This is a genomic window from Methylophaga sp., from assembly GCF_030651745.1.
This window is the reverse complement of record NZ_JAUSCC010000079.1, coordinates 24,209-43,886: the sequence shown is the minus strand read 5'-3', so window position 1 is coordinate 43,886 and position 19,678 is coordinate 24,209. Positions and strand designations below refer to the sequence as shown.

The 19,678-nt window shown below is 44.3% G+C and carries 16 protein-coding genes and 1 tRNA gene; 14 read left to right on the top strand and 3 right to left on the bottom strand.

Features of this window, described 5'->3' with window-relative positions:
- Positions 1–175 precede the first annotated feature (175 nt).
- From Q7V21_RS09635 to Q7V21_RS09625, 3 genes are all read left to right on the top strand, one after another.
- Entirely contained in the window at positions 176–2,566 is a 2,391-nt protein-coding gene (locus Q7V21_RS09635) for a TonB-dependent siderophore receptor (protein ID WP_304917092.1), read from the top strand.
- 160 nt (positions 2,567–2,726) lie between these two features.
- Positions 2,727–4,121, top strand: a complete 1,395-nt coding sequence (locus Q7V21_RS09630) for a uracil-xanthine permease family protein (protein WP_304917091.1) — start codon at positions 2,727–2,729, stop codon at positions 4,119–4,121.
- A 77-nt stretch (positions 4,122–4,198) separates the two neighbouring features.
- Positions 4,199–4,690, top strand: coding sequence for a cupin domain-containing protein (locus Q7V21_RS09625; protein WP_304917090.1), 492 nt, complete (start codon positions 4,199–4,201; stop codon positions 4,688–4,690).
- Positions 4,691–4,694: 4 nt separating this feature from the next.
- On the opposite strand, the gene Q7V21_RS09620 is transcribed toward Q7V21_RS09625, so the two are convergent.
- On the bottom strand, positions 4,695–6,047 hold the full coding sequence (locus Q7V21_RS09620; RefSeq protein WP_304917089.1) for an 8-oxoguanine deaminase: 1,353 nt from the start codon (positions 6,045–6,047) through the stop codon (positions 4,695–4,697).
- Positions 6,048–6,061: 14 nt separating this feature from the next.
- The gene (locus Q7V21_RS09615; protein WP_304917088.1) at positions 6,062–6,712 is read right to left on the bottom strand and encodes a TetR/AcrR family transcriptional regulator; all 651 of its coding nucleotides are present in this window, start codon (positions 6,710–6,712) and stop codon (positions 6,062–6,064) included.
- 429 nt (positions 6,713–7,141) lie between these two features.
- Between Q7V21_RS09615 and xdhA the strand changes: the two genes are divergently transcribed.
- Genes xdhA through Q7V21_RS09565 form a run of 10 tightly spaced genes read left to right on the top strand, consistent with a single transcriptional unit; the run spans position 7,142 to position 17,524 of the window.
- On the top strand, positions 7,142–8,566 hold the full coding sequence (gene xdhA / locus Q7V21_RS09610; protein ID WP_304917087.1) for a xanthine dehydrogenase small subunit: 1,425 nt from the start codon (positions 7,142–7,144) through the stop codon (positions 8,564–8,566).
- Positions 8,559–10,892: a xanthine dehydrogenase molybdopterin binding subunit gene (gene xdhB / locus Q7V21_RS09605; RefSeq protein WP_304917086.1), complete on the top strand. Its 2,334-nt coding sequence runs from the start codon at positions 8,559–8,561 to the stop codon at positions 10,890–10,892. Before xdhA ends, xdhB begins: the two co-directional genes overlap by 8 nt.
- Positions 10,889–11,734: a xanthine dehydrogenase accessory protein XdhC gene (gene xdhC, locus Q7V21_RS09600; protein WP_304917085.1), complete on the top strand. Its 846-nt coding sequence runs from the start codon at positions 10,889–10,891 to the stop codon at positions 11,732–11,734. The genes xdhB and xdhC overlap by 4 nt, the downstream gene beginning before the upstream one ends.
- Complete coding sequence (gene uraD / locus Q7V21_RS09595) at positions 11,731–12,240, top strand: 2-oxo-4-hydroxy-4-carboxy-5-ureidoimidazoline decarboxylase (RefSeq protein WP_304917084.1); 510 nt, start codon at positions 11,731–11,733, stop codon at positions 12,238–12,240. The genes xdhC and uraD overlap by 4 nt, the downstream gene beginning before the upstream one ends.
- Positions 12,237–12,578 carry a hydroxyisourate hydrolase gene (gene uraH / locus Q7V21_RS09590; RefSeq protein ID WP_304917083.1) on the top strand — a complete coding sequence of 114 codons (342 nt, stop codon included), beginning with the start codon at positions 12,237–12,239 and terminating at the stop codon, positions 12,576–12,578. Before uraD ends, uraH begins: the two co-directional genes overlap by 4 nt.
- A gap of 7 nt (positions 12,579–12,585) precedes the next feature.
- On the top strand, positions 12,586–13,890 hold the full coding sequence (gene guaD / locus Q7V21_RS09585; protein WP_304917082.1) for a guanine deaminase: 1,305 nt from the start codon (positions 12,586–12,588) through the stop codon (positions 13,888–13,890).
- Positions 13,891–13,905: 15 nt separating this feature from the next.
- A complete protein-coding gene (locus tag Q7V21_RS09580; RefSeq protein ID WP_304917081.1) occupies positions 13,906–15,093 on the top strand; it encodes a urate hydroxylase PuuD in 1,188 nt (395 codons plus the stop codon).
- Between the two features lie 14 nt (positions 15,094–15,107).
- Entirely contained in the window at positions 15,108–15,602 is a 495-nt protein-coding gene (gene rraA / locus Q7V21_RS09575; RefSeq protein WP_304917080.1) for a ribonuclease E activity regulator RraA, read from the top strand.
- Between the two features lie 9 nt (positions 15,603–15,611).
- Positions 15,612–16,508, top strand: coding sequence for an allantoinase PuuE (gene puuE, locus Q7V21_RS09570; RefSeq protein ID WP_304917079.1), 897 nt, complete (start codon positions 15,612–15,614; stop codon positions 16,506–16,508).
- 5 nt (positions 16,509–16,513) lie between these two features.
- Positions 16,514–17,524 (top strand): adenosine deaminase, encoded by a 1,011-nt coding sequence (locus Q7V21_RS09565; protein ID WP_304917078.1) that lies wholly within the window; start codon positions 16,514–16,516, stop codon positions 17,522–17,524.
- 867 nt (positions 17,525–18,391) lie between these two features.
- On the opposite strand, the gene Q7V21_RS09560 is transcribed toward Q7V21_RS09565, so the two are convergent.
- A tRNA-Phe gene (locus Q7V21_RS09560) sits at positions 18,392–18,467 on the bottom strand.
- Between the two features lie 136 nt (positions 18,468–18,603).
- Between Q7V21_RS09560 and Q7V21_RS09555 the strand changes: the two genes are divergently transcribed.
- Complete coding sequence (locus Q7V21_RS09555) at positions 18,604–19,677, top strand: hypothetical protein (RefSeq protein ID WP_304917077.1); 1,074 nt, start codon at positions 18,604–18,606, stop codon at positions 19,675–19,677.
- Position 19,678 lies beyond the last annotated feature (1 nt).

The window sequence follows — 19,678 nt, the reverse complement described above, 5'->3', positions numbered from 1 at the left end:
TTCTGGTTAATCCACTGTAAATAAAGGATTGTCCGCTGTTTTTTGTAGATTTATTAAAACCTGTCCACGTGGACAGGTTTGTGGCATGGGATTTGCTCAAGAGTTAATGTTCGTTAAATCTAGTAAATATTCAGCGCGGGATATTTACACATTAATGTCGTTGAGGAGTCATGTTATGAGAAGTTATCTTAGGGCAGCTGGATATGCAGGGGCACTAAATATATTAGTTGGTTTAACTAGTGGCGCAGCTTTTGCTGAAGATGTGGTTGAGCTGGATACAGTCGTCACGGAAGACACCGTTGAAGATATTGGGTTAATTTTTACTGATCCAGTCGATTCTATTTTTGGTTTTAATAAAACCATTGAAGAAACTCCGCGTTCGGTATCAACAATAAGCGCCGAAACGATGTCGCGTTACGGTATGACCAATCTTAACGATTTGGTTATCTTGGCTCCCGGTACCTTTACTCAGTCATTTTTTGGTGTCGCTGGTTCGTTAGATGTCAGGGGAACACCTGGCGAAACGTATTTCCGCGGTATGAAACGCTTAGATAACCCAGGTAACTATCCAACCCCGATTGGTGCTTCAGATCGTATTGATATTGTTCGTGGTCCAGCTTCTCCGATTATGGGGCCATCTAAAATCGGTGGTTATCTCAACTTTGTACCTAAATCATCGCGTGCAGAAACAGGACAATACCTAGATAAAGACACCGGCCAATTGTCTATTACGACAGGTAGCTGGGATAAGAAGATTATGACGGGTGAGATTGGTGGCCCGGTTGATCTTGGTGATAGAAATGCAGGCTATTACGTTTATTTTGAACAGGAAAATTCTGGTTCTTATTATGAAAATACAGAAACCGATCAATCGATTTTCCAAGCGTCGTTTAATACCGAGTTAAGCGATACAACACGAATCGAATTTGGTGGTATGTACCATAATTTTGAAGGTAACCAGGTTGCTGGTTGGAACCGTGTCACACAGGATTTGATTGACAACGGAACTTACATCACCGGTCAGGCCCAATCATTAGATACCAATGGCGATGGTTCAATTTCACATGACGAATATAATGCTGTCTTCGGTGGTATCAACACTTGGCTTGGTAATAATCCTGGATCCCTTACAGATGCCACTGTAAACCCTGCCTTTAATTTAGAAAATCCCGGCACTGCAAAATTAAAACGTAGTCAGGTATTAGTGGCGGAAGATGATAAATTAACCAATGAAGACTATCTGCTTTATTTTGATTTAGAACATGACTTTAATGAAAAGTTATCTCTAACCAACAAGGTGTTTTATGAAACCTATGAAAGTCTGAGTGAAAACGCCTACGGTTTTGCTCAATTCCATGATAGTTCGGTATTTGAAGAGAAGGTGATTTTAAGTTACGTCAATCAAGGAGAACGGGTTAAGTCATCTTATCAACTTTCACCTTCTGTTCGTTACACCAAATTTAAACACGGCGATGATTTCACTCACGAATTTTTTGACCGTCGTGATTTGACTGGGCCTTCTACCGCGCGTGATCGTAGATTATTAGCGACCAGAACAGGTCAGGACTATGATAACTACGATGATGGTTATTACATTGATTACGGATTAGCATTTTTAGCTGATTATGAGTTTGATTTTGGTCTGGGTTTATTAGCCGGGATTCGTGAAGACTACATTAAAGCTAAAAGTAAAACACCTGAAGGTATCTTGTGGACAAGCGATGGCAGTACCAGTGCAGCACAGAGTGAGTCTGGTAGCTCAAATGGTACTTCCTGGACATTAAGTGCAAACTATAAAACTGATTATGGTTTAACACCTTATGTCACTTTCTCTGAGCAGTTTACCGTGGTCGCTGGTCAAGGTTCAGAGCTTACCGCATCGAATATTGCTGCGGATGCATTTACCGATACCTCTGAATTACAGGAAGTGGGTATTAAAGGTAATTTCCTGGATGGTCGTTTGTTTATGGCTTTATCGCATTACAAGCAAAAACGTACCGACACCAACTCTCAATCAATCGTGACCAACTCAACTTCCGAAACCAAAGGAACAGAGTTTGAGTTCCGTTTTCTTGCAACAGACCAGTTAAGCTTTACCGGTGCGTTTACTCACCTCAAAGTGCTTAACTTGACCACTAAAGAAAACAACGGGCAATTTAGTTTCTACGGGGCTGATGACTTAACCGGTGTTACCGATCCATCGTTAATTTATGGTGGTCAGTATATTGGTACGCCGACAGGGAGCAACTATAAGCAAGGTCTTCCTGAAAATAGCTACTCGTTAAGTGCTGCCTATGACTTTAAAAATGGCTTTGTTTCAACCTTAAGTTACTTCCATGCTGACTCTGTTTACTCTGGTCATTCGCAAGCGGTTAAATTGCCTGCCTATGATTTGTTTAATGCTGGCTTGAGCTATAACACCAAAAAGTGGGGTATCTCAGCAATGGTTAAAAACTTAACGAACGAAAAGTATTTCCGTTCAAACTTCCCGGACTTGTTCGGTTCTCAAATTGTTCTACCAGAGTTACCACGTAACTACAGCATCACGGCGACTTATAAGTTCTAAGTTGCTGGTCTGATGTTGGGTAAAGGATTGCCTGTCTAATCGAGTGACTCCCCGGTTTTACCATCGTAAAACCGGGGAGTTTTCTCAAATAACTAGATTCAACAACCACGTTTTAATTTAGTTGGCTTACACGGCTTAATTCATCTTAAAGGTAGTTCTGATGAAATACGGGTTAGACGATAGTGCATTAGTTGATGATGTTGAAGGGCTTAATTCGAAGTTGTTATTCAGGCTTGAAGATAAACCACCCATTTGGCAAGCAAGTCTCACGGCTTTTCAACATTTCTTAGCCATTTTTGTCAGCATTATGACGGCACCGCTGCTGGTGTGTATAGGCATGGGCTTAGGTCCGGCAGAGACTAACTTCATTATCAGTTCATCCCTTTTTGTTTCAGGTATCGGTACCATCATTCAGGTGGTCAGATTTGGCCCAATCGGGGCTAAATTATTATGTATACAAGGCACTAGTTTCACCTTCATTGGTGCACTTATTCTGGCATCAGCAAGTTTGCAGGACAGATACGATATTCATCAAACCTTGGGAATATTATTCGGTTCAGCAGCAGCTGGTGGTCTCACGGTTATGCTGGCAAGTTTGTTTTTAACCAAATTAAAAACGATTCTTACCCCAACAGTAACGGGCGTTGCTGTGGTGCTATTAGGTATTTCTTTAGTCTCTGCAATGTTTGCAAATTTGACACGAGAATATCAGCAGACGGTTGCAGCCAATCATTCAACAACACCATTTTTTATTATGTCTATTGGTGTGGTGTTGATCATTTTATTATTCACCCGCAGTAAAAGCCCTTGGCTTAGGTTATCCGCTATCAGTATTGGCTTAGGCGTGGGTTATTTATTTGCCTTGCTAACAGGGCAGGTCAATTTTGCTCCCTTGGCTGAGCTACCGTTAGTGTTTATCCCACAGGTTTTTAACTACCCTTTTGGCTTTGACTGGGGGGTGTTTTTTATTTTACTACCGGTTTATTTTGTCACGGTGGCAGAATCAATTGGCGATATCACCGCCACTTCAACGTTATCCCGACAACCGATAAATACACCATCATATTGGCAGCGGGTTCGCTGCGGGGTGATGGCGGATGGCTTTAATTCGGTTATCGCGTCTATCTTCAGCTCTTTTCCAAGCACCACATTCAGTCAGAATAATGGGGTGATTAGATTGACCGGCGTTGCCAGTCGTTATGTTGGACTTTATGTTGCTCTGTTTTTGATCTTGGCCTCAATGTTTCCCATTCTGGGGGGCTTATTTCAGGTTATGCCTGGGGCACTGTTATTTGGTGCGTTGGGGCTTATGTTTGCATTGATTTGTGTTTCTGGTTTTCAGATTATTAAATCAAGCAGCAATAATGTCCGTAGCTGGAGCATTGCAACGGCGACGATCTTTACAGCTTTAAGCCTGAGCCATTTTGCTATGGGAATCGACACGCTAAGCCCTCAGGTAGCAATATTTTTACAAACCCCCATTGCGACCGGAATTGTGATTGCGGTTTTGTTAGAAAAATTTACACCACAGTCTACTAATCAAATTGCATACTGAGCGAGGATAAAATGAACTACTTTATGGGATGTTGTGCAGGGCTAATGATAATGAGTCAGGCAATAGGAGCGGAACCGGTGACAAAAGAGCAAGTGATGGAAATATTGGACTTAAAAAGTCATGTCGAGGGTGGTTATTTTAGACGCACTTTTGAAGCATCTCATCGCCCTAAAATTGATTTCGGTGATGGTCCGCGATTCAGCATGACCTCAATCTATTATATGTTGACGGATACCTCGCCAATTGGTCATTGGCATTTCAATAAATCAGACATCATTCATTATTATCACCTGGGTGGTGCGATGACCTATTATCTGATTGATGCGGACGGTACGGTAGAAACAGTGGTATTGGGCCCTGATATTTTAAATGGAGAGCAACTGCAGTTTACCGTTAAAGGTGGTATCTGGAAGGCGTCAACGCTTAACCCTGGTGCGACATATGGTTTATTAAGTGAAGCTGTGGCCCCTGGATTTGAATATATGGATACGACCTTAGGCACCGAAGCTGTTTTATTGGAACAATTTCCCCAACATGCCGATTTGATTAAACGGTTCAGTCTACGCTGAGTGTTTAGCCAAATTGCAATTGCTGTGCTTTGGCGTGATGTTTTTGCATCAGTGATTCAATATCGAGATCGTTTATCGCACCATGGCTTACTCGCCAATTACCGGCTACCATCACATGTTCTGCTTTGTGAGCACCACATAACAGCAATGCGGCAAGCGGATCACCATGGCCGGAGAAACGCATTTCATCGAGTTTAAACAGTGCCAGATCGGCTTGTTTGCCAACGGCAATTTCACCGATATCACTACGTCCCATAATGTTGGCTCCGCCTTGCGTTGCCCAACCGAATACTTTTTGATGAGTTATTGATGAAGCAGGGTACTTCAGGCGTTGGATAAATAAGGCCTGACGTAACTCCTGAATCATATTTGATCCATCATTAGAGGCCGAGCCATCGACCCCTAAGCCAATAATGGCTCCAGCTTGTTCTAACGCTAACGAATGGCAAATACCACTCGCCAATAACATGTTTGAGCTAGGGCAGTGGCTGATTCCGACGTTGTGATGGCCTAGTTTCGTGATTTCGTCAGCAGTGAAGTGAATACCGTGAGCCAGCCAGACATCGGGGGCCAGCCAACCAACATCTTCTAAATATTCGACGGGACGTTTACCAAACTGGGCTAGGCAAAAATCATTTTCATCATTGGTTTCACCCAGATGGGTATGAAGTCTCACACCATATTGTCTTGCGAGCTCTGCACTGCTACGCATTAATTCGGGCGTTACTGAAAAAGGAGAGCAGGGGGCAAGCGCAATTTGCATCATCGCACCTTCCTGGGCTTGATGATAACGCTGGATGACGCGCTCAGAGTCCGCTAGAATCGTATCGTGATCCTGTACAACATGATCAGGTGGCAGGCCTCCATCCTTTACACTCAAGCTCATCGACCCACGGGTAAACAAAGTTCTCATATTCAGTGGTTTTGCAGCTTCAACCTGAATATCAATGGCATTGGGTACGCTTTGAGGAAATAAATAATGATGATCGGCAGCGGTGGTGCATCCCGACAGTAACAGCTCAGCAAGACCAAGCTGTGAACTCAGATAAATGGCTTCTTCATCCAGATTAGCCCAAATGGTGTACAGACTGCGTAACCATGGAAACAGATCTTTATTTAATGCTGAAGGACAGGCTCTGGTCAGGGTTTGATAAAGGTGGTGATGACAATTAATCAAACCCGGCAAAACAACACATTCCGAACTGTCGAAGGTCTCATCGTATATAACAGTGGGTGTTTTTCCCTTTGCTACAAGTTCGACAATGATGTTGTCCTTGATGACAACGCCACCCCCAGCATCGGAATCATTACCGGTCCAGATTGCTAAAGGGTTTTTAATCCAGATTGTTCTTGCCATTGCTAATTCTTAATTTAAAGTTTTTCGTGAGAAGGTTTTAAGCCCACACCCGTCAGGATGATTGAGGATAAAAATCGGCTTGAATTGAGGATGTCTTCTTCTTCATATTCCGCTCGATTCATAATGGTTAAGACTTGTGTTTCAAAGTCAGCGTAATGCTGGGTGGATGACCAGATAAGAAAAATCAAATGCACAGGGTCAACATTTTTCATTTTTCCTTGATCCATCCAGGTTTGGAAAACTTTGCTTTTCTCTCTTACCCAGTTACGCATATCCATGCGGATATAGTCTTTTAAGTGGGGAGCACCTTGAATGATTTCCATGGCAAAGAGTTTAGATGCCTGAGGAAAGCGATAGGCAAGTTCTACCTTGGTGTAGATAAACTGTTCCAGTACTTTTGCAGGATCATCATCGACACTGACGCTATCCATCACCGAGTTCCAGCTGGCAATGATTTTGGTCAGCACTTCTGAATACAGTTTTTCCTTACTGGTGAAGTAGTAATGAATATTCGCTTTGGGTAAGCCTGCTTCATCAGCAATCGCCTGCATACTCGCCCCACCATAGCCTCTTTCGACAAACACTTTTTCGGCTGCTTGAAGAATAACTTCGGTACTTTTCTTTCTCGGCTTGCTTGAAGATTTCATGTTTTCTTTTTTGGCCATAAATTATTTCTTTTTATATCGATTTAGTCAGCTTTATGTTTTCAGTATAACATCATGGTGTTTTTACTACCTCTTGCACGTTAACGCAATGATTTATGTTTATTTATCGATTAAATGGTCAAGTCTGATTGGCAAGGGTGTTTTGTATTAATTAATAATTGCTGATTAAGAATAACCAGATAGAGTCATTTTTTCATGCAAGCATGCTTGATTTTAGTCACTGAATTAACCGCTACAAAACTTGACTGATTAACGCTCAGATTGTTTGTTTCAACGAATTAATAGACTTTAATTGAAAAATTAACGGTCTCGGTGTAAAAATATAACCATTTGGTCAGAAAATTGCATTAAACCCACCAGAGATGTTGAATGAGTTGATTCAACGTTAAGCCTTGATAGGCTGCAAAAGTATTAAATTCGGGTGTTTAAATGATTAAATTTATGTTGAATGGTGAGTGGGTTACCGAGTCGGATATCGATCCAACTTTGAGCGTGTTGCGCTACCTTCGCACTAAAAAAGGTCTAACAGGAACCAAAGAAGGCTGTGCATCTGGGGATTGCGGAGCCTGCACGTTATTAATTGGTGAAGTAAATGCCGACAGAGCAACTTACAAAGCGGTAAACAGTTGCATCACTCTGTTAGGTGATCTTCATGGCAAGCATATTGTCAGTGTCGAGGGAGTGAATGCATCTGCTGAGGTGCACCCGGTTCAAGCGTGTATGGTTGAACATCATGGGTCACAGTGCGGTTTTTGCACGCCTGGTATTGTGATGTCTTTAGTTGGCTTGAGAGAAAAGCAACAAAGCTGTTCGCGGGCTGATGCATTAGAAGCATTGTCTGGAAACTTATGCCGTTGTACCGGATATCGTCCGATTGTCGATGCCGCCCTTGCATCATTCCAGCAGTCCGATGTGAACAATGTGATTAATGCAACAACGGCCTGGCAAATACCCGAGCTGGAAAGCTGTGCCAGTTTGCAAAGTGAAAAGGGCAGTTATTTTGCTCCGCAGCATGAAGCCGAATTAAAAACCGTATTAGCCGAAAATCCACAGGCCAGATTTGTTGCGGGTGCGACCGATTTAGCTTTGGATATTACTCAACAATATAAGACATTCGATTGTCTGGTATCGCTTAGCAATGTGGCTGAATTATCCGAGCTTAGTGAGGCGGGTGACGTTTTAAATATCGGTGGTGCTGCTACCTATAGTGCCGTTATGCCATGGTTGAAGACATGGTATCCACAAGTGGTCGAATTATTTGACAGGATTGGTTCGCTGCAAATACGTAACCGGGGCACGATTGGAGGCAATGTCGCTAATGCTTCACCTATCGGTGATACCCCGCCGATTTTATTGGCGCTGGGAGCTTCGCTGGAGTTAGCTACGGTTAACTCGCGTCGACTGGTGGCGATCGATGATTTTTTTAAAGGCTATAAACAAACGGTTCTAAAGGCAGGCGAATATATTCGGACCATATCGATTCCCAAGCCTAAAGCCGATACACAGCTAAAGTTATACAAAGTCTCCAAGCGTTATGACGATGATATTTCTGCTGTGATGGCGGCGTTTTTCTTCAAAATTGAGCAAGGCATTATCAGTGAAGCCCGTTTAGCGTTTGGCGGTATGGCGGCAATACCCAAATATGCTGAGTCAGCCCAGGCAAGTTTAATTGGCAAGGCAATGAGTGCTGATACTTTATCAATCGCGATGGCAGCGCTAAACAATGACTTCGCACCAATGACCGATGTCCGCGCTACCGATAAATATCGACTAAAAGTCGCTCAAAATTTATTACAGAAAGCGTTTGCAGAGATCAACGAATCGATGGAGATTGGAGTGTTTCATTATGCGTAATCTCACCGATAACTTAGATAGAAACAAACGACAAGCCAAAGGTGTTGCGGGTCAATCGGTTGTCCATGAAAGTGCGATGAAGCAGGTGATGGGCAAAGCGGAATATATAGATGATATGGCGGAGTTGCCCAATACATTACATATTGCGGTAGGTGGCAGCGCGCATGCTCATGCCAGAATCAGCCATCTTGATTTACAAGCTGTGCGAGATTCAGAAGGCGTTGTTGATGTGATGACCTGGCAGGATATTCCCGGTAAACGCATTATCGGTGCTGTGATCCATGATGAAGAACTGCTGGTGAAAGATACCGTCGAGTATGTTGGCCATCCAATTTTTGCGGTTGGTGCCACATCAATTGAGCTCGCCCTGCAAGCTGTGCAAAAAGCCGTAGTGGAATATGAGGTGTTGCCAGCTATTGTCGATGTTCCAGCAGCCATGGCCAATAACAGTTTTGTATTGCCAAAACATGTGATGAAAATGGGCCAGGTAGAAACGGCTCTGCAATCAGCCGCTCATCGTATAACTGGTGAACTTATGGTGCGCGGACAAGAACATTTTTATTTGGAAGGGCAAGCGTGTTATGTCTTACCAACCGAGGATGGTGTGCATGTGCATACTTCGACCCAACATCCTTCCGAAGTGCAAAAAATGGTTGCTGAAGTATTAGATCTACCGTTTCACAAAGTGACTGCTGAAGTGCGTCGAATGGGCGGCGGTTTCGGTGGTAAAGAATCACAGGCAGCTCATCTTGCCTGTATTGCAGCCTTATTTACTAATAAGCATGGACGTCCGGCGAAATACCGGATGGTGCGGCGTGATGATATGGTGGCAACGGGCAAACGTCATGACTTTTTGACGCATTATGATGTTGCGTTTGATGAGCAAGGCATGTTGCAGGCGGTGAAAATGTCGTTGGCAGGTCTGTGTGGCTATTCTGCGGATCTGTCTCAGGGCATTGTCGATCGCGCCATGTTTCATGCTGATAATGCCTACTATTTGAATAATGCCGAAATTACCGGTCTTTTCTGTAAAACCCATACTGTTTCAAATACTGCATTTCGTGGTTTTGGCGGCCCTCAGGGTATGGCAGTTATTGAAGCGATAATGGATCGGATTGCCGTTGAAACCGGTGAGGATCCGCTGACTATTCGTAAACGTAATCTGTATTGCCAGCAGCGTAATCAGACACATTATGGACAGACGGTAGAGCAGCATATCCTGCACGATATGATGGAGCAGCTGGAACAATCCTCTGATTATTGGGCACGTCGTCACGCGATTAATGCTTTTAATAAAAGCAGTCGTTATGTGAAGAAAGGAATGGCGCTGACACCGGTTAAATTTGGTATTTCATTTACCGTGAAACACCTTAATCAGGCCGGCGCTCTGGTGAATATTTATACCGATGGTTCGATTAATGTGAATCATGGCGGCACTGAAATGGGGCAAGGTTTGTACACCAAAGTGGCGCAGATTGTGGCCAATGAATTTCAAGTTGATCTTGAAAAGATCATGGTGACCAGCACCCGAACCGATAAAGTGCCAAATACCTCTCCGACGGCGGCATCATCTGGAAGCGATTTAAACGGTAAGGCCGCTCAGAATGCCTGCATCAATATTAAAGCCAGATTGGTTGAATTTGCTGCTGAGCATTTTGGCTTGCCAGCACAAGCAATTTTATTTGTGGATAATCAAGTGTTATTGGGCGAAGCCAGTATGCCTTTTGCGGAGTTTGTCCAGCTTGCCTATACCCATCGGGTACAGCTCAGTTCAACCGGTTTTTATAAAACGCCTACTATTCATTATGACCGTGAAACCGGAAAAGGTAAGCCGTATTTCTATTTTGCTCACGGCGTTGCCTGTTCAGAAGTTCAGATTGACACCTTAACCGGCGAATACAAAGTAACACGCGTAGATCTTTTGCATGATGTCGGTAAATCGCTGAGCCCTGGTATTGATATCGGTCAGATTGAAGGTGGATTTGTTCAGGGTATGGGCTGGGTGACCAGTGAGGAATTGCTATGGAATGATAAAGGCCATCTGCTTTCCAATGCCCCTGCAAACTATAAAATCCCCACAGCCTTTGATGTGCCTGAAGCCTTCCATGTCAAACTATATAAACAGGACAATCATGCCGATACCATCTATTCGTCAAAAGCGGTTGGCGAGCCACCATTAATGTTGGCATTGTCGGTTTGGTGTGCTCTCAGAGATGCCTGTGGCAGTGTCGCAGAGCATAAAATCAGTCCATATTTACCTATTCCAGCTACGCCTGAACAAGTGTTGTGGGCGGTAGAGTCGGCACAACAGGCCATTGCCCAATGAGTAAACTGACTTGGGCACAAGCTGTCCGTAATAATCAACAACATAATGTCGCTTACGCATTATTAACGGTATTGGGTATCGAAGGCTCATCACCGCGGGATCATGATGCCAAAATGGTGGTCAGTGAAACGGAGATATGGGACACCATCGGCGGTGGTCGATTAGAGCATGACATGATCGACTATGCCCGAGAATTGTTGAAGATAAAGGATCGTCATAATGAGCTGAAACAGTTCATTCTCGGGCCTGAAACCGGCCAGTGTTGTGGCGGTAAAATCACCATTTTATTTGAAATATTTCCCAATGAACCGTTCACCTTAGCGGTGTTTGGTGCCGGACATATTGCCCAGCGATTGATGCCATTACTCGATGAGTTGCCCGGTAAAAAAATATGGGTAGATCAGCGTGCCGAATGGTTGGAAAAACTGCCACTCAATGACACTGAAAAAGTGCTGACCAATAATCCTGTTGAAGTTGCAGAATCGCTTCCTATGGGATTTTCAGGCTTGGTTTTTACCCATGAACATACTCTGGATTTTCAGTTAATCGAAACCATGTTGAAACGGGATGATGCCAGCTATGTAGGTTTGATTGCCTCTAAATCAAAAGTTGCACGGTTTAAATCCATTTTGCGCGACGAAGGTTTAACGGAACTGCAGATTAGTAAATTAACAGCGCCGGTAGGCTTGTCGGAGATCCCTGGCAAATTACCCGTTGAAGTTGCGGTATCGATTGCTGGTCAATTGATACAGCTGAGACATCACTTAATTGGCAACCGCAGCAATAGTACAAATAGCACCAAGCGCGGCTTGAATATGAACCAGATCAAGAGTGGATTATGACTGTCAGTGAATTTAATGCACTTTCCGCTGATGTAGCCTGCGACTTTTTAATGAGCTGCTGCTATTGCCGTAATTGGGCACAGAAGGTTATTCAATTAAGACCGTTCGAGGATTATGTAAGCGTCGAAAACGCATGTGTCGCGGTATGGACCGAAATGACTGAAGCAGATTATCTCGAAGCTTTTGGTCACCATGCCAAAATCGGTGATCTACAGAAATTAAAAGACAAATTCAGCACGGCGACCAAAGAGCAAGGTCAGGTTTTGCAAGCCGATGAGAATGTCATCACGGCATTGTATGAAGGCAATCAACGTTATGAACAACAGAACGGCTTCATTTTTATTGTCTGTGCCAGCGGCAAATCTGCTGAAGAAATGTTGGCGATTTTAACGCAACGCTTGGCCAATTCACGTGATACCGAGCTGGCCAATGCAGCTCGCGAGCAGGAAGCGATTATGAAATTACGTTTGGCGGCTAAGTTTGCTGAAACAGGAGAGTCAAAATGAAAGCGCCGATTACCACCCATGTTTTGAATTTAGCTGATGGCAAACCGGTACAGGGGTTAAACGTCAGTTTGTATAAGAAAAATGATGATCAGTGGCTGTTACTGGATCAGGCTGTAACAGATGCTGATGGTCGCATTGGCAATTGGCTTCAGGACACGCCATGCGAAGCAGGTGTTTATCGCATTTTATTTCTGACACAGGCTTATTTTGACTCGATCAATCTGGAGACTTTTTATCCGGAAATAAGCATCCATTTTGCCCTGAGCGATCCGCATGCTCATTACCATGTCCCGCTATTGTTGAACCAATATGGTTATTCCACATATAGGGGGAGTTAAAAAAAGCATGCGCTACGCAATTCGTGCAGATTTTCTGCACTTTACCGATGAGCCTGATGCAAAACAGCAAACAGGCTATAGCTATATCCAAGATGGTTTGCTGATCGTCAACAATGGCCTGGTTGAACAGTTGGGCCTGGCAAGTGAGTTACAACCGCTATTGGAAGATGATGTGCTGGTGGATGAGAGTAACAAGGGAAAGTTAATCATTCCTGGAATGATTGATGCCCATACCCATTATCCACAAATCGATATGATCGCCTCTTATGGTGAACAGTTACTGGATTGGTTAAACACTTATACGTTTCCGGCAGAAATGCGGTTTGGCGATAAACGCTATGCACGTGACGTTGCAGAGCGGTTTTTACACGAATGTTTTATTAACGGCACCACCACGGCGATGGTGTTTTGTTCAAAACACCCTGAATCTGTTGATGCGTTTTTTGAGGTGGCCAGCCAATACAAGGCAAGAATGATTGCTGGCAAGGTGATGATGGATCGCCACGCCCCGGATCAGTTACTTGATACTGCTGAGCAAAGTTATTACGACACAAAAAGACTGATAGAAAAGTGGCATGGCTATGAACGTCTGTTTTATGCCATCACACCACGGTTTGCGCCGACATCAACTCCCGAGCAATTGCTTAACGCGGCAACCTTAAAACAACAGTTTGAGGATGTTTATATTCATAGCCATATTTCAGAAAACAAAGCTGAAGTTGCCTGGGTGAAGTCACTGTATCCGAACTGCGAGGGTTATTTGGATGTATACAAGCAGCATGGCTTATTGACTGACAGAACGGTGCTGGCACATGGGGTTCACCTTGAAGATACCGAACTGCAAACCATGGCGGAATATGGGGCAAGCATTGCTTTTTGCCCGACGTCTAATTTGTTTTTAGGTAGTGGCTTGTTTGATGTAGAACGCTGCAAGGCATTTGCTGTTGAATTTAGTCTGGCGACCGATGTTGGAGCTGGCACCAGTTTTTCAATGCTGAAAACGATGCGAGCCGCCTATGAGGTCGGGCAGTTACAAGGCCATAGTGTTCACCCGTTAACCGCGTTTTACTGGGTGACTTTAGGCAATGCAAAAACGTTAAAACTGGATAGTTATATTGGTAATTTTGAAAGGGGCAAGGAAGCAGATTTTATTGTGCTTAATCCCAACTCAACCAGTGTCATGAGCTATCGATATTCACTTTGTGAAACCTTGGAAGAAAAGCTGTTTGCAATGATGTGTTTGGGGGATGACAGGTTGATAGAAAAAACCTACATATTGGGGAAAAAGGTACATGACAAATCGATTGATTAAACGAGTTTTAATGATATGACGGCGTATCTATTAGACTGGTTAAGCCTCGTTTTTCGCTGGTTACACGTTATCGCTGGTGTTGCCTGGATTGGCGCATCATTTTATTTCGTCTGGTTGGATAATAATTTACGTGCACCGCCAGAATGGAAGAAACAAAAAGGCATAAAAGGCGATTTGTGGGCGATCCATGGTGGTGGTTTTTATGAAGTAGCCAAGTATGAATTGGGGCCGGAAAAAATGCCTCAAACCTTGCATTGGTTTAAATGGGAAGCTTACACAACATGGCTCACAGGCATGATGATGCTGTGGATTGTTTATTATGCCAATGCCCAGTCATTTATGATCAGCCCGACAACGGGGATCAGCAGTGCGAATGTGAGCATTATTGCCGGACTGGTAATGATTGCTGTATCGGTGTCTTTTTATGAACTGTTGATTCGCACGCCACTAGCGAAAAAAGGTCTGTATTTTGCCGTGGTGATGGTGCTGTTTTTTACCGCATTAAGCTGGTTGGCGTTTCAACTGTTTTCTCCCAGAGCGGCGTATATTCATATGGGAGCAGCCATCGGCAGTATTATGGCGGGCAATGTTTTTTGGGGCATCATGCCTTCTCAAAAACAGTTTGTGGCAGCTGTAAAAGCAAATATCCCTCCGGACAGCATTCAGATCCTGAAAGCCCAGCTTCGATCCTTACATAATAATTATTTCACCTTACCGGTGATTTTTATCATGATCAGCAACCATTATTCATTTGTTTACGCCAATGAATTGGGTTGGTTATGGTTGATTTGTATCGGGATAATTACTGCCTATGCCCGACATTATTTCAATCTGAGAAATAGAGGCATCACCAAGCCGAGCATTTTGGTCATCGCTTTCTTCGCGACACTGGTGCTGCTTATCGTTATGAAACCAGCAACTTATCAAGTCGCTGAATCTGCAACCGACGTTACCGATCAGCAAGTGATGCGAGTGGTTCAAACACATTGTATGAGTTGTCATGCTGCCAAACCGACCCAGGCCGGTTTTAACGCAGCACCAGCAGGTATTGTGCTGGAAACACCACAGCAATTATTTTCAGCAAAAGATCGGGTGCTGAATGCGACGGTTTATTCTGACTTTATGCCGTTAGGCAATATGACAGCAATGACTCAGGAAGAACGAGATCTGTTGGCCGCATGGTTGTTAAAAGACAAACATTAATTAAAGGATAGAAAGTGGCGCAGCTGATTGGAACCGCCGATATTTGTGATGATTACACTGATTTGGTCAGTGTCGCCTTGCCAGGCTTGAAAAGTTTCGGAGGAAAACCACGGGCGGCTGGCAGTATTCACATTATCAATATTGATGAAGAAAACAGCCAGGTCTGGCGAGTATTAGAGCAGGCCGGAAATAACCGAATTTTAGTGGTGAATAATAACGCTAAATATTGCGCAGTGTTTGGTGACCGAATGGCTACACTTGCTGTTGAAAACGGCTGGCAGGCGATTGTTGTGAATGGCTATGTTCGAGATATAGTGATTATTGCTGAAATGCCATTAGGTCTGTGGGCTTTGGGGGCGTGCCCTTATAAATGTCAGGGCAAGGAGTTGATTGAAAATTCAGCAGAAGCGGAGTTTCTAGGGTTGACGTTTTGCAGCGGCAACTACGTTTATATCGATCAAGATGGCCTGTTATTAACCCAAAACAAGCTGGATATTGAATTTGAGTAGGAAACAGTTATGAGAGATATGATCGGCTACGGATCCACGCCGCCAGATGCCAATTGGCCTGATAAAGCCCGAATTGCCGTGCAGTTTGTGATTAATTATGAAGAAGGTGGAGAGAACTGCATTTTACATGGTGATGCTGGCTCTGAAGCCTTCCTGTCGGAAATTATCGGCGCCCAGTCTTATGAAGGTGCCCGTCATATGTCGATGGAATCGATATACGAATATGGCAGCCGAGCGGGCTTTTGGCGACTGCATCGCTTATTCACCAAACACCATATTCCCGTCACTGTATATGGCGTAGCAACGGCACTGGAAAAGAATCCTGAAGCAGTTGCAGCGATGTTAAAAGCGGACTGGGAAATTGCCTCACATGGTTTGAAATGGATTCATTATCAACACGTCGATGAAGAAACTGAACGTCAACATATGCGTGAGGCGATTGATATTCACACTCGTGTGACAGGCTCAGCACCATTAGGCTGGTATACCGGCCGTGATAGCCCCAATACCCGTAAATTAGTCGCTGAGCAGGGAGGCTTTATCTACCACTCAGACTCGTATGCCGATGATTTACCGTATTGGTGTGATGAGTTTGCACAACCTTTGCTGACCATCCCCTATACGCTGGACAGTAATGATATGCGGTTTGCTTCACCGCAGGGGTTCAACACTGGCGAGCACTTTTATCAATATCTGAAGGACAGCTTTGATTGTCTGTATCAGGAAGGCGAAACCAGCCCGAAAATGCTCAATATTGGTTTACATTGCCGCTTAACAGGGCGTCCTGGTCGTTTTCAAGGGCTGGTGAAATTCATAGACTACATATTAGGGCACGATCATGTCTGGCTGGCACGTCGCATTGATATTGCTGAACATTGGCTGCGCCATCACCCTTACAAGAAATAAGACTGATGCTAAGTAACGACATGAAAACCTTTATCCAGGCATTACCAAAGGTCGAATTACATTTGCATCTGGAGGGCTGCCTGGAGCCTGAGTTTTTGTTTGAACTGGCTGAACGCAATCAGGTTGCAATACCTTTTAATAGTGTCGATGAAGTTGCAGCGGCCTATCAGTTTGATAATTTACAGTCCTTTCTGGATCTCTATTATCAGGCGTGTAATACGCTGTTAATCAAGCAAGACTTTTTTGATTTGACCTGGTTATATCTGCTGCGCTGCAAAGCTGAAAATGTGCGTCATGTTGAAGTGTTCTTCGACCCGCAAACCCATACGCAACGCGGTGTCAGTTTTTCAGTCGTAATCGAAGGTATCACGCAAGCCTTGCAGCAAGGCGAACAAGAGCTGGGAATTACCTACAAACTGATTATGTCGTTTTTACGCCATCTTTCAGAGCAATCAGCCTTTGAGACATTGGAACTGGCTCGGCCCTATTTAAACTTAATTGATGCTGTCGGACTCGATTCAGCAGAGTCCGGTAATCCGCCACAGAAGTTTGTTAACGTTTTTGCTAAGGCTAGAGAGCAAGGTCTGTTAACCGTTGCTCATGCCGGTGAAGAAGGGCCGGCGCAGTATATTCGGGATAGCATTGATTTACTCCAGGTGACACGTATTGATCATGGTGTGCGAATTACAGAAGATCCGGAGCTGGTCACCCAATGTATTGCATCACGTATTCCATTGACCGTCTGCCCGCTATCAAACCTTAAACTCTGTGTGTTTAACAGCATGGCCGATCACAATATTCTGGATTTGCTGGCAAAAGGTCTTTGTGTGACGGTTAACTCTGATGATCCAGCTTATTTTGGTGGATACATGAATGCGAACTATGAAGCCCTGGTCAGCGGGCTTGGTGCAACTAAGGCCCAGCTCAAACAGCTGGCATTAAACAGCATTGAAGCCAGCTGGATGTCTGACCAGCACAAGCAGGCGTTGATAGCTGAGATTGCGTTATTGAGCTAGGGCCTGTTTATCTTTCATAGCCGCCTCTGTTGTGACTGAAAATCCACCAATCAAGGCGCGAGGAGTGTAGTTTAGTCGTTCTAAATAAACGACGAGTAACGCAGACCGGCGCGCGCCTCCCTGGCGCGCCGGCATACCGTCCATCCTTGGACATAAGTGGTGGATTTTCAGCCACAACCCACAGGGCTGGGACTATTTTTCCGCCCTACGGCGTTGGAAATGACTTATGTAGAATAACTACACAGCATCATTTCCGCCTTGTATGACGAAAAAAATAGTTTCCAGCAGTGGTGGCTCTGAAAGATAAACAGGCCCTAGCAACTTTCAATTTAGTGACTATGCCTCCAGCTTTTATAAAAGCTTAGATTAATATTTAAATCCATGAACGTTCATAAAAACCGAGTGTAATTCCCTCTCAAATTAGTTTTAATCCCCGATTGCACAGCGTTATCCGTTTATGGGCTCATCTGATGCAAGTTCCGGCATTCTCTGCCATTAATATAAATGCCGCATTTACCCTTCTGATGCCTTTTGGAGTATCCGACTTGCAGGTCGTGGTCAAAGTCGATTTGAGTGACCTTAGAGGAGCTTATAAAGCCATCATTAGTTCGGTGTTTAGGAAGCCAGTCTATAAATCACGTGATCTTGGCTTTTGGTGATACCTATAGTAGTTCTGTTTGGGCATTGTTATGATAGCAGTGCGGTGACTACCCTGAGCCGATGCCATAACTCGGGCGCAATAATATTTCTTCAGTTTGCTGAAACAAGCTTAGCTATTGTCGGTAGTGCGCTGAGCATGATGTTGAGGAGTTGCCAAACCAAATAAAAAAGCCCCAGAGGCTTTCGCGTCTGAGGCTTTGGTATTCGTGGTGGCTCGACCTGGAATCGAACCAGGGACACAGGGATTTTCAATCCCTTGCTCTACCAACTGAGCTATCGAGCCAACAAGGTGCGGTATTAAACCCGTCCCTTAACTAGCTGTCAAGTCCTGTTAGTTGATGCAGGAAGTTATCCTTGTGACAATTATGTAGTCATGCTGTAATGCCGTGTGGTTTTTGCAGTGGGGCAACAAATAGATAATGAACACGAATAAACGGATTTTGTTGTGGATAGCCAGTGTTTTAGCGGTAGTGCTAGCGCTGTATTTTGTTTTGCCCTTTATTGATGAGCAAATCCAGCCGGATATCGACTCTAGTGAAAATTCTTCTGACGATGATGATGACGAGAATGAGTTAAATCATCGTTCTGCGCTCTCGGTTGAGCTGACCGAAGCAGCGCAGAAAATGGCTGCAATTAAAACCCAGAGGTTGATGGAGAGTTTCCTTACTCCGGAGCTGCGCGCGGTGGCGATAGTAATGCCAACCCAGGATCTGCGATTAGCTCGCTCGCGTTGTACAGAGCTTGAAATGAATCAGCGTCTCGCTCAGGTTAATGAACAGGGGATGAGCAAAGAATTATCACGACTTAAAACTCTGCAACAAGCCACCGGTAGTGTGGCATCAAAAGAAGTTCACTTCGCCCAAACCAATTTAACGCATGCTCAGGCTGAATTGGCTTTAAAGCAACAACTGGTCAACAACTGTCATGCCGAAATACGTCAGCAATGGCCGCAACCTATCGCTGATTGGGTGATCAAAGGCACTGATGACTTTAATTTGCTGATGACTAGGGAGCAGGCCTTACTTAAAGTCACTTTGCCGGTGAATCAAAGCCTGAATCAAAAGGTGAACACCATACGCTGGCAGCAAAATAATCCATCCGAAACCGTTGGCCAAGCCCAATTAGTTGCTGCTGCTTTTGCCGCTGATCCGGTATTAAGTGGCGAAACGTGGTATTTCCTCAATAAAACTTCACAATTAAGAGAAGGAGGCCAGTTGCAAGTCTGGGTGCCCAGTTCTGACGCGGCTTTATCCGGTGTCATCATCCCATATCAATCGGTTATCTGGTACGCGGGGCAACCCTGGGCATATCTGCGACTCGACGAAGAGCGTTTTCAGCGGATTTCATTGATTGACGGTATTGAATCGGTTGAAGGTATCTATCTGCAACATGGCATTTATCCGGGAGATGAAATAGTCACTGCAGGCGCTCAGACGGTGTTATCAGAAGAATTCAAATGGCAAATCCATGATGAAGACGATGATGATGACTAGC

Excerpts from the sequence above, each read along its gene's own strand:
- Q7V21_RS09635 (WP_304917092.1), top strand. The coding sequence starts at position 176 with ATGAGAAGTTATCTTAGGGCAGCTGGATATGCAGGGGCACTAAATATA.
- Q7V21_RS09630 (WP_304917091.1), top strand. The coding sequence starts at position 2,727 with ATGAAATACGGGTTAGACGATAGTGCATTAGTTGATGATGTTGAAGGG.
- Q7V21_RS09620 (WP_304917089.1), bottom strand. The coding sequence starts at position 6,047 with ATGGCAAGAACAATCTGGATTAAAAACCCTTTAGCAATCTGGACCGGT.
- Q7V21_RS09615 (WP_304917088.1), bottom strand. The coding sequence starts at position 6,712 with ATGGCCAAAAAAGAAAACATGAAATCTTCAAGCAAGCCGAGAAAGAAA.
- xdhA (WP_304917087.1), top strand. The coding sequence starts at position 7,142 with ATGATTAAATTTATGTTGAATGGTGAGTGGGTTACCGAGTCGGATATC.
- xdhB (WP_304917086.1), top strand. The coding sequence starts at position 8,559 with ATGCGTAATCTCACCGATAACTTAGATAGAAACAAACGACAAGCCAAA.
- xdhC (WP_304917085.1), top strand. The coding sequence starts at position 10,889 with ATGAGTAAACTGACTTGGGCACAAGCTGTCCGTAATAATCAACAACAT.
- uraD (WP_304917084.1), top strand. The coding sequence starts at position 11,731 with ATGACTGTCAGTGAATTTAATGCACTTTCCGCTGATGTAGCCTGCGAC.
- uraH (WP_304917083.1), top strand. The coding sequence starts at position 12,237 with ATGAAAGCGCCGATTACCACCCATGTTTTGAATTTAGCTGATGGCAAA.
- guaD (WP_304917082.1), top strand. The coding sequence starts at position 12,586 with ATGCGCTACGCAATTCGTGCAGATTTTCTGCACTTTACCGATGAGCCT.
- Q7V21_RS09580 (WP_304917081.1), top strand. The coding sequence starts at position 13,906 with ATGACGGCGTATCTATTAGACTGGTTAAGCCTCGTTTTTCGCTGGTTA.
- puuE (WP_304917079.1), top strand. The coding sequence starts at position 15,612 with ATGAGAGATATGATCGGCTACGGATCCACGCCGCCAGATGCCAATTGG.
- Q7V21_RS09565 (WP_304917078.1), top strand. The coding sequence starts at position 16,514 with ATGCTAAGTAACGACATGAAAACCTTTATCCAGGCATTACCAAAGGTC.
- Q7V21_RS09555 (WP_304917077.1), top strand. The coding sequence starts at position 18,604 with ATGAACACGAATAAACGGATTTTGTTGTGGATAGCCAGTGTTTTAGCG.